Raw genomic sequence first — 12,279 nt, forward strand, 5'->3', positions numbered from 1 at the left:
CCACGTAAACTTCTGTACATGGCGAGGAAGGCAAAAACTGAAGGCGCGGACAGCGCCGAGAACGCGGGGCGGCTCAAGCAGATCGCCCTGACCTACAAGATGGCCAGGCGGTCCGACCCGAAGGTCGGTCTTGTCGTCGCGGGCGTGGGAATTGTCACCTTCGGTGTCCTCCTCGGAGTCGGCTTCCTGATCGGCCACCCGGTCTACCTGGGCATCCTGGGCTTCGTGCTGGCCCTCCTCGCGATGGCGATCGTCTTCGGACGGCGTGCCGAGCGTGCCGCCTTCGGGCAGATGGAGGGGCAGCCCGGCGCCGCGGCGGCGGTGCTGGACCGTGTGGGCCGCGGCTGGACGACGACACCCGCGGTCGCGATGAACCGCAGCCAGGACGTCATCCACCGCTCCGTCGGCAAGGCGGGCATCGTGCTGGTCGGCGAGGGCAACGCGAACCGCGTGAAGCTGCTGCTCGCGGCCGAGAAGAAGAAGATGGCCCGCATCGTGGTCGACGTACCGGTGCACGACTTCATCGTCGGCAACGACGAGGGCCAGGTGCCGCTCAAGAAGCTGCGCACCAAGATGCTGAAGCTGCCGCGCGTTCTCACCGGTCCGCAGGTGACGGCCACCAACGACCGGCTGCGCGCGATGGGCGACCTGATGAGCAACATGCCGCTGCCGAAGGGCCCCATGCCGAAGGGCATGCGGATGCCGCGCGGCGGAAAGATGCGCTGACCCCGCCGGACGTACGAAGAGGCGGGGCGCGAACCATCCGGTTCGCGCCCCGCCTCTTCGTTTGCCTCTTTGCTTCTTCGGCCTCTCGCCCTGGGTGCGGCCCCGGTGCTAGATGCGGACCTGGACGGCGCGGGCGAGCCGGTCGTGCAGGCCGCGGCCGTCACGGTCCCAGACCAGGGCCGGGATCACCAGGCACAGCAGCACGCTCCGGACGATCACCCGCCCGAACGTCAGCCGGCCGCCGTTCTCGGCGACGACCCTGAGGCCCAGGATGCGCTTGCCCGGCGTACAGCCGATGGTCCCGACGGTGAGCACGCTCAGTACGAGGAAGATCCCCACGGCCCAGTTTCCGGCCGCCTGCTGGTCACCGCGAGCGAACAGCCCGTATGCGATCAGCAGGCACAGGGCCCAGTCGATGAAGATCGCGCCGAACCGCCGGCCGAGCGGCGCCACGGAACCCGGCCCCTGCTCGGGCAGGCCGAGCCGCTTGCCCCGGTAGCCGAAATCGGCCCCCATCTCCTCGGCGGCCGCGCGCGGCCCGGAGAGCCACGATCCGATTGCTTGCCTGTTGTCCACCCGAACACGGTACTGCGCCCGCTCTCCCGCCCGGCCGGGCGGGTGCCGCTACGGGCCCCCGGAGCGGCCGGAACAGGGGGCCGTAACCGGTCACGAGGTGCCGGTCACACCCGGCTCGGTTAACTTCTGCGAAACAAATGGGTCATGCTTGAGAAATCCGGTCTGCCTATGGTCGGGTCCAGCGTGTGCCACCGCACTGGCCGCACCACGAGCTACAACCCCGTCCCTCCCGGGCCGGGAGTAGGAGGAGTTGGATGTTCCAGAACGCCGACGACGCGAAGAAGTACATCGCCGACAATGACGTCAAGTTCATCGATGTCCGGTTCTGTGACCTGCCCGGTGTGATGCAGCACGTCACCGTCCCGGCGGCGACCTTCGACCCGGCCGACGAGCTTGCCTTCGACGGCTCGTCGATCCGCGGCTTCCAGGCCATCCACGAGTCCGACATGGCGCTGCGCGCGGACCTGTCGACCGCCCGTGTCGACCCCTTCCGCCGCGACAAGACCATCAACATCAACTTCTTCATCCACGACCCGATCACCGGCGAGCAGTACAGCCGTGACCCGCGGAACGTGGCCAAGAAGGCCGAGGCGTACCTCGCCTCCACCGGTATCGCCGACACCGCGTACTTCGGTCCCGAGGCCGAGTTCTACGTCTTCGACAACGTCCGTTTCCAGACGTCGGCGAACGAGAGCTTCTACCACATCGACTCCGAGGCCGGCGCCTGGAACACCGGTGCGGTCGAGAACAACCGGGGCTACAAGGTCCGCTACAAGGGCGGTTACTTCCCGGTCCCGCCGGTCGACCACTTCGCCGACCTGCGTGCCGAGATGTCCCTGGAGCTGGAGAACAGCGGCCTCCAGATCGAGCGCCAGCACCACGAGGTCGGCACCGCCGGCCAGGCCGAGATCAACTACAAGTTCAACACGCTGCTCGCCGCGGCCGACGACCTGATGCTCTTCAAGTACATCGTGAAGAACGTCGCCTGGCGCAACGGCAAGACCGCGACCTTCATGCCGAAGCCGATCTTCGGCGACAACGGCTCGGGCATGCACGTCCACCAGTCCCTGTGGGCCGGCGGCGACCCGCTGTTCTACGACGAGCAGGGCTACGCGGGCCTCTCGGACATCGCCCGCTACTACATCGGCGGCATCCTCAAGCACGCCCCGTCGCTGCTGGCGTTCACCAACCCGACGGTGAACTCCTACCACCGTCTGGTCCCCGGCTTCGAGGCCCCGGTCAACATGGTGTACTCGCAGCGCAACCGCTCGGCCGCGATGCGCATCCCGATCACGGGCTCCAACCCGAAGGCCAAGCGCGTCGAGTTCCGCGCCCCGGACCCGTCGTCCAACCCGTACCTGGCCTTCTCCGCGCTGCTGATGGCCGGCCTCGACGGCATCAAGAACAAGATCGAGCCCGCCGAGCCGATCGACAAGGACCTGTACGAGCTGGCTCCCGAGGAGCACGCGAACGTCCAGCAGGTCCCGACCTCCCTCCCGGCCGTCCTGGAGGCGCTGGAGGCGGACAACGAGTACCTCCAGGCCGGTGGCGTCTTCACGTCGGACCTGATCGAGACCTGGATCGACTACAAGCGCACCAACGAGATCGCCCCGATCCAGCTGCGCCCGCACCCGCACGAGTTCGAGCTGTACTTCGACCTCTAGAAAGCGGATCGCCCGACCGCTCCGGATCGGACGCCCGCACAGTCCCATGAGCCCTCATCGATTTCTCGATGAGGGCTCATGGGCGATCGGGGCCGACACTCAACTACCGGACGCGGGACACCGTCAGGGGACTCACGCCTGCGCCGGCCCGGACTCTCCGCCTGTGGGAACAGGGAATCACAGAGCCGGCATCATCACTGGTTGCTCGCCGGTTCCGGTGCCGGGAGCGGTCGTCCCACCACCGGTACCCGGGGTAGTGGCCGTCCCACCACCGGTACCCGGAGTCGTGGTCGTCCCACCACCGGTACCCGGAGTCGTGGTCGTCCCACCACCGGTACCCGGAGTGGTAGTCGTCCCACCACCAGTGCCCGGAGTCGTGGTCGTCCCACCACCGGTACCCGGAGTGGTAGTCGTCCCACCACCAGTGCCCGGAGTGGTAGTCGTCCCACCACCAGTGCCCGGGGTAGTAGTCGTCCCACCACCAGTGCCCGGGGTAGTAGTCGTCCCACCACCGGTACCCGGAGTGGTAGTCGTCCCACCACCAGTGCCCGGAGTGGTAGTCGTCCCACCACCGGTACCCGGGGTAGTAGTCGTCCCACCACCGGTACCCGGGGTAGTAGTCGTCCCACCACCAGTGCCCGGAGTCGTGGTCGTCCCACCACCGACCGTGTTGCCACCGCCGACCGTGTTACCGCTTCCCGCGATGACGGACCCACCGATCGTGGAACCGATGATCTGGTTCAGGTTGTTGACCGTCTGATTGGTGACCTGGTTTATCACCGTCTGCGACAGGCCGAGGTTTCGCCCGGTGGCCTGCACGGCAGCTGCACCCTGTGCCGCCGCCTCCTGCGGGGAGGCGCCCCTGGCCCTCGCCGCCTGTGCCGCGCTCGTTCCGGCAGCGGCGGCAGTGGCTGCGCCCGCGCCGGCCGATGCCGCCGATCCTCCCCCGGCGCAGGCCACAGGGCCTACGGAGAAGCTGCCCGTGCCCGTCACAGCGGCCGGTCCTATACGACCGTCAAGAGAAGGGCGCAGCACCATCCCCCCGGGGGATACGACGAACAACGCGCTGGGATCGAAGTTCTCTCCCGTCAAGGTGCTCGCCACAACCCGACACGTCTGGGTCGGGGCAGCGGAAGCAGGAACGACAGTGGTCGCAGCCAGCCCTCCGACAAGCGCCACGGCCGCGGCGGAACTCAGGACGACGTTTCCTCTCACGGTTTTCCCCTTTCCGGCACTGTGCTTTCTTGCTGTTCCAGTCACATTCATCGTGAGCATCGGGCCTCGGCCACAGCGCGACTCCGACGTGATGCTGACGCGATGACGGGACCGACAGCAGCAACTCCAGGCGGAATCCTGGGATGCCTCCTCCCCAAGCTTGCGCGCTCTCCTCGCGGATGTCGCACCGAGAGATTTCCCGGATTCAACCAGTCACGACCGGCGAGTTGAGACAGGGGCCGTACGAGACGGAATCCGGGGAACGCGACACAACCGGAAACGACGGAACAGCAGGAGACCGGGCCGGACGATACAGTGGTTGTCAACGCCCAGTTCCAGCTCTACGAGCAGTTCTGGTTCTACGAGAATCCGTCCCCGTCGAGCCATGATGCCGGGGCCGCTGAAGTCCCAGCACGCCGATGGGGAACTCCAGTTCACCCCGAGCCTTTGAGCTGATGGACATGAAGATGACAACTTTGCGGAACATCGGTGTCGCCGCGGCGGCTTCCTTTTTGACAGCCGGCATCCTGGGCACGTCAGCGGGCAGCTCTGTTGCCTCGCAGCAGAATTTCCAGGTCGCGCCTTCGGTGCTCAAGTGCTACACACTCGTGGACAATCCGAATGAGGTCGTTTGCTACCGGGTTTCGCAGCGGGCGCTGAATACGGGAAGCGAGATCGTGTTCTTCCCCTTCCTCATCCAGGTGCCCACACCCTCGAATCCCCCGGCTCCGATCGTCGTGAGTGTTCTGCCGTCGATCTGACTCCGGGGGATTCCTCCAACGGCACGTGACAGTCGCGCGCCCTCGCGGCGTGATCAGTGCCGCAGAGCCCGTCCCACCTCGGCCTCAACCTCTCCCGACAGCTTGCGGTTGCTGCGGGCCGTGGCGTCCTTGGACGCCTTGGGGCCGATGTCGTCGACCGTCACCACGACCGTGTCGAGCAGATTGCCGCTCCCGTCACGGAAGTTGACCTGCACCGCGTACGACTTCGCGGAGTCGGTGCTGTTCTTCACGGTGACCTTCACGGTGGCGCGGCCGTCGTTGTCGGTGCTCGGCCTGCCCAGCTCGACGTCGCTCTTGGCATTCACGCCGTTCTTGAAGCCGTTCAGCTTCTCGCCCGCGGCGGCCGTCGCCGAGGCCACCACGTCGGCCCCCCGGGATGCCGCCGACGCCGCGGCGGACGCGGCCTTGGACGCCGTGCTGGAGGCGCTGCCGCCGCCGTCGGAACAGGCTGCGCCCGTCGACAGCACGGCCGTCGTCAGCAGTGCGGCCCACAGACCCCGCGCGGCTCTCCTCGTCATCGTGCCTCCCAGCACTCGCCACTCCCCCCTTCACCCATCGCCCCAGTCAAAGGGGCGGCGGCCGGCGCCGCATGCGGTGTACGCCGGTCGGGTGAGCGGAGGGACAGCGTCGATTCGCGGTGCCGCGCGGGGCGGCCGAGGCTGGGGGCATGAGCGACCAGAGGCCGGATGGAGTCCCGGAAGCAGCGCGGCGCCGGCGGCGGTGGCCCTGGGTACTGCTCGTGGTCGTGCTCGCGCCGGCCGGTGGTGGCGCCGTCGCCGTCGGGGCGGTCGCCGGTGCGCTGGCGAGGGAGGGGACGAAGCCGCTGCGGATCACGTACGAGGTCACCGGCACCGCCAAGGACGTCACCGTCACCTATCCCACCTGGCACGACGGCGAGCTCTCGACCACGCGGTTGACTCTGCGGACGCTGCCCTGGGCCGGGGAGACCCGGACCAGGGGCTTCATGAGCGGCGGCTCCTTCGCCGTCTCCCTCGGGGCATCGGGCGGCGAGGTCACCTGCGCGGTGACGGCGGACAACGGGACGGTTCGGACGGCCACGGCCTCCGGGGCCTTCGCCACGGCGACCTGCGGCGGGTTCTGAGCCGGGTCCATTACCGCCTGTGCATGACCGTGCTGTATGTGGCCGTGCCGTACATGACCGTGCCGGACGTGGCCGTGTCCCCGGGCCCCGTACAGGGGCTCGGGGACACGGTCGTCGGGTGCGCCGGACGTCAGCGGCCGTAGCGGATCAGGGCGCGGACCATGCGGCAGGTCGTGTCGGACGGCGGGTGGATGCCGATGCGCTCGGCGGTCGCGCATATCCTGTCGTTGGTCGCGGTCGACGGGTAGTAGACGCCCGTGTCGAGCAGGGCGATCGCCAGGCGCATGGCCTTCAGGCGGCGGTTGTGGGAGACGTACCACTCGCGGGGCCGGCCCGCGGGGAGCGGCTTCTTCATCAGGGGCTTGTGGAGCGGCTTGGTCGTGACTGCGGCAACGGCCATGGGCAACCTCCTGGCATGGTCGTGGAACCCTCACCAACTGCCTTTATTTTACTGCCCGGCACTGACAATCGGCGCTGTCCAGAAGGGCTTTCGGGTCGTCCCTCGCGTACCTTTGGCCCCATGGAGATCTGGATCAACCCCGCCTGTTCCAAGTGCCGCAGCGCGGTGCAGTTGCTCGATGCGGAGGGTGCCGAATACACCGTCCGCCGCTATCTGGAGGACGTGCCGTCGCCGGACGAGATCCGGGCCGTGCTCGACCGGCTCGGGCTGGAGCCGTGGGACATCACGCGGACGCAGGAAGCCGATGCGAAGGAGCTCGGGCTCAAGGAGTGGCCGCGCGAGGCCGGTTCGCGCGAGCGGTGGATCTCGGCCCTCGCCGAGCACCCGAGGCTCATCCAGCGGCCGATCATCACCGCGGACGACGGGACCGCCGTCGTGGCGCGCACGGACGAGGCGGTACGCGAGGTGCTGGACCGCTGAGCGTCCGCGGGCGGCCCGTGGGCAGGCCCGTGCACGGGCCCGTCACTCGATGAACTCCTCGATCCTGCGGTTCAGTTCGCCTGCCGTCGGCCCGTACAGCGGCAGCGTGTGATGCGTGGCGCCGGGAATCGTCGCCGTCGTCACCCGAGGGAGCAGCCGGGCCGCCGCGGCGGTGACGCGGGCCGGGTCGTGGGCCCGGCCGCGTTCGGCGAGCAGGATCAGGGTCGGTACGTCCAGTGCGCTCAGGGCCTCCGGCGCGGGGCGGGGACCGGTGACCGGGCGGGCGGACGGGAAGCCCGTGGCCGCGTCGCGCAGGCGCAGCCAGGCCGGGTCGAGCGCGGCGCCACCCGTCTCCCACCTCAGGAAGGCCCGCGTCCGCTTCGCGCTCGGCCGGATCAGCATCGGCAGCGCGTGCAGCAGGTAGCCGGGCCGGAAGCCGGTGAAGCACTGCGTCGGGTCCACCAGGACCAGCCCCGAGACGCGGTGGGGCGCGTGCAGGGCGTAATGGAGAGCGATCCAGGCCCCGTAGGAATGCCCGCCCAGCGCGGTGCGGCCGGCCCCCAGCCCGTCCAGCACCCCGTCGAGCCAGGACGCCAGGTCCGCCACCGTACGGATCGGGCGCTCGCCCGCGACGCTGCGGCCCGGGTCGCCGATCAGGTCGACGGCATGGACGCGGCGGGTGCGGCCCAGGTGGGCGGCCTGGGCGTACCAGACGGCGGAGGTGGCACCGCCGCCGGGCAGCAGCACCAGGGGCGGAGCGCCGGCGGGGCCGCAGCTGTTGACGCGGGTGGTGCCGTACGGGGTGGTGACCTCGGAGTACGTCGTCCCGGCGGGCCAGCCGACGGCGAGGACCTCGTCGTACGCCTGGTGGAACGACGTGGGTACCGATGTGGATGTCATGGGTTCCTCCCCGGTCGTACTGCTCCCGCTGCTCCCGCTGCTCCCGAATATTATCTCGCTCGGCGAGATAATAGACTCGGCGGAATGGAAGGACCAACGATGAGCGAGCAGGGCCCGAAGCCGGAACCGGAACTGGAGATCGTGCATCTGCTGCGCAAGGTGTCCGTCGAATTCGGGCTGCGCCAGGCCGAGTTCGCGGCCCTCCACGACATGCACAGCACCGATGTCCGCGCCCTGATCTGCCTGCTGGACGCCGCGCGGGCGGGTACGGACGCCACCGCGGGGTGGCTCGGCGCGCAGCTCGGGCTCAACTCGGCGGGCACCACCGCCGTCATCGACCGGCTGGAACGGCTCGGCCATCTCACCCGCACCCGTGATCCGCGCGACCGGCGGCGCGTACTGCTGGCGGTCGACGAGCGGGCGGTGGAGCTGGGGTGGGCGTTCTTCGGGCCCCTGATCGAGAGCATGGTGGCGGTGCTGCGCGACTTCGACGAGCAGGAGACGGCTGCCGTCCGGCGCTTCCTGCTCGCCGCGCACCGGGCGGTCACCCCGGCCCCCTGACCACCGGAGCGCCCCCGGCCGGCATAGCTCCCCGGCCCCACGGGACCGGGGCATGGCCGGAGCTCCGCCGGACGCCGATGCGGCGGGCGCCGCGGCGGAGCCGTCGCCGTACTACGCGTCCGTCTGCTTCTCGGCCTCCGCCAGCAGCTCCGTCAGACGCAGCCCGAACCGTACGTCGCAGGGGTGCGGGTCCCCCGTGCGCACCGAATGGATCAGCGCGTCGACCGCCGCCCGGAACCCGGCGACCGGGTCGGACCACCGCGGCAGGGTGGCCGTTCCCTGTTCGCCCCGGAGCTCGATCTCCGTGGCGGCCGCGGCCACGGGCGCGCCCAGGGCGAGGGTCACCGTGCTGGACGCGCCGGAGGAGTGGCGGAGGACGAGGTGCGTGGTGTCGGACGGGCCGCGGGCCGCGGTCAGCCGGGTCACGTCGCCCAGCACCGGGATCAGGACCGACAGGACGTGCGGGCCGACGTCCCACAGGCCGCCCTTCTCGCGGCGCCACGGCGAGGCGGCGTACTCGTTCGTCGCACCCGGGGCGAACAGTGCGCCGATCCACTCGGCACGGGCGGTGAACCAGCCGTCCACGGCGGCCTGTTCCTCGATCCAGGCGGATGTCTCGGCCGCGAACCGCAGGGTGCAGAAGACGACGGAGGCGATCCCGGTCTGCTCGGCGGCCCGGACGACCTCGCGGGCGCCCGCGACGGTGGTCGCGACCGGCTTGTCCAGCAGCAGATGGCGGCCGGTGGCCGCGGCGCGGGCGGCGAGCGGGGCCTGGACGTCCGGCGGCAGGGCGAACGCGACGGCGTCGCTGGCGGCGAAGAGCTCGTCGATGCCCGCCTCGCCGCTGTACGCCGTGGTGCCGTGCGCGGCGGCCAGCTCCTTCGCGGCCTCGGGGCGGCGGCCCCAGACACCGCTCAGTGCGACGCCGGGGTGGGCGGCGAGGGCGGGGGCCTGGGTGTTCCGGGCCCAGGGGCCCGTACCGACGAGGCCGATGCGCAGGGGGGTCGGGGGAAGTGTCGTCATGGGGCAAGTCTGCCGGGTCGGCCGGGCCCACCTCGTATTGAGTTGGCGCGGGGCGCTGTCGGTGGCTACGTTTGCGGGGCCGGCCGCGGGACTCCGGCTGCGACTTCCGGGACTTGCCTCTGAAGCACTGATTTCGCTGTTCGCGCCCCCATTCCCCGGCCGGCGCTCCGCCCGGGTGCACGGCGGCGCGTGACTCCACGGGGGAACCATGACCACCAGCACCGGAACCGACGCCGGTCTCGTCGCCGCCGAGGACGTGCTGCTCTTCGTCAACGCCGCGATCACCGCGACCGGGCAGCGCGAGTTCCGCTCGACCGCGTACGAGCAGCGGCTCTCGCTGGACTTCCTCCACGAGTACGTGCGGGTCAACTACCGCCGGGTGTACGCCGCCGCGCTCGCCCTCGACATCAACGACCACAACGCCGCGCTCGTCGTCCGGGGCCTGCTGGAGCACGCCGCCGACGCGAGCCCCGGGGAGAAGCGCACCGAGGGCCGGCTGATCGCCGCCCGGCTGGCGAAGCTGCCGCCGCAGCGCGTGTACCGGCTGTTCCGGGCGCTGCGCGCGGCCGGGGTGAACAACCGGCGCACCCGCGCGATCATGCGGGACTGGCTGGCCGCCCGGCCCGACCCGGCGCACGACGCGGTGAAGTACCGCTCCGGGCTGAAGACCGCCGCCCGCCATGTCCACCTCCGGTTCGGCGGGCCCGGGGAGCCGGACGAGACGGGGGACTTCCTGTTCCGGCCGGGATACCGGACGAGCTACCGGCACGGGCTGCTCGACGCCTGGCGGCGGGCCCACTACGAGCAGGGGGCCGTGGAGGAGCTGCCGTTCACCGTCGCCGAGGGCTTCGCCGCCCGGCGCGGGATGAAGCGCGAGGTGTTCCTGGAGCGGATGGCGCCGCGGATGACCCGGCTGGAGCGGCTGCGGACCCTGGGGCAGCGCGCCGCCGGGGACGACGCACGGCTGCCCGCGGACGTGGACCTGACCGTGATGCCGCTGACCCGGCTCGCCCTGTACGTCCTGTCGCTCGGCTTCGAGGCGCGCAGTGCGCACCGCGCGGAGCTGACCCGTGCGCTGCGCTCGGCGGCCCGGCGCGCGGCGGGGCCGCACGCCGGGGGCTGGGGCCGGGTCGCCGCCGTGCTGGACGACAGCTACTCGTCGTCCGGGTCGGGCGAGAAGCGGCGCCGGCCGCTCGCCGTGGCGCTGGCCTGCCACTTCCTGCTGGAGGCGCTCGCCGCGCCGGGCGCGTACACCCCGCTGTGGACATCGGGCCGCACCGATCCGCTGCTGGCCAGGCCCTGGGGGCCGACCCCGCTCGGCAGCCGTGTGCTGGACGCGCTGGAGCTGGGCCCCGACCGGCTGGTCATCGTCTCGGACGGCTGGGACAACGCGCCGCCCGGACTCGCGGGCGAGGTGCTGCGGGTCTGGCGGACCCGGCTCGATCCGGACCGGCGCACGGCGGTGGTGCATGTGAACCCCGTATACGACGCGGACGGTTTCGATGTGCGGCGCCTGGCGCCGAGCGTGCCCACGGCGGGTGTCCGGGACGCGGAGGATCTGCCGGCCCTGGTGGAGATCGCGGGGTTCGCCGAGGGACGTACGGGAGCGGCGGCGCTGTACGCCTATCTGGACCGGCAGGTGGCACGTTTCGTGAGCGACGACGGGACAGGAGCGGCATCGTGAACAGGCTCGAAACGACCGGGCTCGCCACCCGCCCCGCCCAGGTGTGGGGCGGCATCCGGCTGGTGCCGCTGGTGCGCGAACAGCCCGTCGAGGGGCTGCGGCTGCACGAGGAGCTCTACGCGGACCACGGGTACGGCGTCGTGGACCTCGGGCCGCGCACGCACTACGCCTCGGTCGTCCCGCACGGCTTCGTCGCCGACTGGTCCGGCGAGGGCGAGCAGTCCGCCGCGTACGGTACGCAGCTCGGCGCCGCGGCGGGCTCCGGGGCCGGCAGGCGGCCGGCGCCCCGGACCGCGCGGCTCCACCGCCACCGCCACCACCGGATGGCGAAGCGCCGGCCCGGCGACCGGCTGCGTTTCCTGCCGCTGCACCTCGCGCTGGAGGGCTATCTGGCCCTGCACTTCGGCGGCCCCTCCGTCGCCTGGGAGGAGTGGTCGCGGCAGGCGCTGCGCGACGGGCTCTCGCCGCGCGCCGAGGACGCGTACATGGGGTGGTCGGTGCGCGGGCTCGGTGACGCGCTGCGGGTCTTCGAGATCCATCCCGGCCAGTGCGGAGTGATGGTGTACGCGGCCGACGCGCTCGCCGCCGCGTTCGTGCTGCCGCACCCGGACGACTACCGGCTGCTGCACCCGTCGCTGGTCGAGGACCTGTACGGCGAGCTGATCCACCAGTACGCGCTGTACGGCGCTCCGGTGCCGGAGTTCGCGGCGCGGATACCCGACGGTCCGGGGCTGCGGTCGCTCGCCGCGCTGCGGGCGGCGGCGCGGGAGTGCGAGCGGGAGTGGGCCGAGGCGCACGACACCCTGTTCGCGGGTGAGCTGCTGGACAGCTCGTACGCCTTCGACCGGGTGTACCGGATGGGTTCGTTCACGCTGTGGCGGTTCCTGCCGCCGTTCCGGACGGGCGGGGCGGGGCAGCACATCGGTGAGACGATCACCGATCACAAGGGGCAGGTCGCGTACCTGAAGACGTTCCGGCTGTCCGAGGCCCAGGTCAGGCGCGGCCATCTGCTGCACCGGCTCGCCGACGCGGACTGGCGGCTCGCGGAGGCGGCCCGGGCGCTGGGCACCACGGAGGAGGAAGTGGTCCGCCGGATCCGCGCGGCCGGCTTCGAGTCGCTGCTCAGGGCCCGCGCGCAAGGCGGAAATCCTCGGTAACACGGGGTT

Annotated in this window: 13 protein-coding genes; 8 read left to right on the forward strand and 5 right to left on the reverse strand. The window is 71.0% G+C overall.

Annotated features, from left to right (window positions below):
* Positions 1-18: 18 nt before the first annotated feature.
* On the forward strand, positions 19-726 hold the full coding sequence (locus tag AB0D53_RS12470) for a DUF4191 domain-containing protein (RefSeq protein WP_362444053.1): 708 nt from the start codon (positions 19-21) through the stop codon (positions 724-726).
* Between the two features lie 108 nt (positions 727-834).
* On the opposite strand, the gene AB0D53_RS12475 is transcribed toward AB0D53_RS12470, so the two are convergent.
* Positions 835-1,302, reverse strand: a complete 468-nt coding sequence (locus AB0D53_RS12475; protein WP_362444056.1) for an RDD family protein — start codon at positions 1,300-1,302, stop codon at positions 835-837.
* A gap of 254 nt (positions 1,303-1,556) precedes the next feature.
* Here AB0D53_RS12475 and glnA point away from each other — a divergent pair, with 254 nt between their 5' ends.
* On the forward strand, positions 1,557-2,966 hold the full coding sequence (glnA, locus tag AB0D53_RS12480) for a type I glutamate--ammonia ligase (protein WP_329813841.1): 1,410 nt from the start codon (positions 1,557-1,559) through the stop codon (positions 2,964-2,966).
* Positions 2,967-4,636: 1,670 nt separating this feature from the next.
* Positions 4,637-4,942, forward strand: coding sequence for a hypothetical protein (locus AB0D53_RS12485; protein ID WP_362444059.1), 306 nt, complete (start codon positions 4,637-4,639; stop codon positions 4,940-4,942).
* Between the two features lie 53 nt (positions 4,943-4,995).
* On the opposite strand, the gene AB0D53_RS12490 is transcribed toward AB0D53_RS12485, so the two are convergent.
* Entirely contained in the window at positions 4,996-5,481 is a 486-nt protein-coding gene (locus AB0D53_RS12490) for an FxLYD domain-containing protein (RefSeq protein ID WP_362444062.1), read from the reverse strand.
* A gap of 149 nt (positions 5,482-5,630) precedes the next feature.
* Here AB0D53_RS12490 and AB0D53_RS12495 point away from each other — a divergent pair, with 149 nt between their 5' ends.
* A complete protein-coding gene (locus tag AB0D53_RS12495) occupies positions 5,631-6,065 on the forward strand; it encodes a hypothetical protein (RefSeq protein WP_362444065.1) in 435 nt (144 codons plus the stop codon).
* A gap of 130 nt (positions 6,066-6,195) precedes the next feature.
* On the opposite strand, the gene AB0D53_RS12500 is transcribed toward AB0D53_RS12495, so the two are convergent.
* Positions 6,196-6,465: a hypothetical protein gene (locus AB0D53_RS12500; RefSeq protein ID WP_329813837.1), complete on the reverse strand. Its 270-nt coding sequence runs from the start codon at positions 6,463-6,465 to the stop codon at positions 6,196-6,198.
* A 120-nt stretch (positions 6,466-6,585) separates the two neighbouring features.
* Between AB0D53_RS12500 and AB0D53_RS12505 the strand changes: the two genes are divergently transcribed.
* Positions 6,586-6,945 (forward strand): arsenate reductase family protein, encoded by a 360-nt coding sequence (locus AB0D53_RS12505; protein WP_362444068.1) that lies wholly within the window; start codon positions 6,586-6,588, stop codon positions 6,943-6,945.
* Between the two features lie 42 nt (positions 6,946-6,987).
* Here AB0D53_RS12505 and AB0D53_RS12510 read toward each other — a convergent pair whose 3' ends face one another.
* Positions 6,988-7,845: an alpha/beta fold hydrolase gene (locus AB0D53_RS12510; protein ID WP_362444071.1), complete on the reverse strand. Its 858-nt coding sequence runs from the start codon at positions 7,843-7,845 to the stop codon at positions 6,988-6,990.
* A gap of 99 nt (positions 7,846-7,944) precedes the next feature.
* Between AB0D53_RS12510 and AB0D53_RS12515 the strand changes: the two genes are divergently transcribed.
* A complete protein-coding gene (locus tag AB0D53_RS12515) occupies positions 7,945-8,406 on the forward strand; it encodes a MarR family transcriptional regulator (RefSeq protein WP_362444074.1) in 462 nt (153 codons plus the stop codon).
* Positions 8,407-8,517: 111 nt separating this feature from the next.
* Here the strand turns inward: AB0D53_RS12515 and AB0D53_RS12520 are convergent, their stop codons facing one another.
* Entirely contained in the window at positions 8,518-9,429 is a 912-nt protein-coding gene (locus AB0D53_RS12520; RefSeq protein ID WP_362444077.1) for a Gfo/Idh/MocA family oxidoreductase, read from the reverse strand.
* 208 nt (positions 9,430-9,637) lie between these two features.
* Between AB0D53_RS12520 and AB0D53_RS12525 the strand changes: the two genes are divergently transcribed.
* Together AB0D53_RS12525 and AB0D53_RS12530 are read left to right on the forward strand one after the other, a co-directional pair.
* Positions 9,638-11,113, forward strand: coding sequence for a hypothetical protein (locus AB0D53_RS12525; RefSeq protein ID WP_362444080.1), 1,476 nt, complete (start codon positions 9,638-9,640; stop codon positions 11,111-11,113).
* On the forward strand, positions 11,110-12,270 hold the full coding sequence (locus tag AB0D53_RS12530; RefSeq protein ID WP_362444083.1) for a hypothetical protein: 1,161 nt from the start codon (positions 11,110-11,112) through the stop codon (positions 12,268-12,270). The genes AB0D53_RS12525 and AB0D53_RS12530 overlap by 4 nt, the downstream gene beginning before the upstream one ends.
* The last annotated feature ends 9 nt before the right edge of the window (positions 12,271-12,279 follow it).

This window comes from Streptomyces sp. NPDC048295, assembly GCF_040652135.1.
GTDB lineage: Bacteria > Actinomycetota > Actinomycetes > Streptomycetales > Streptomycetaceae > Streptomyces.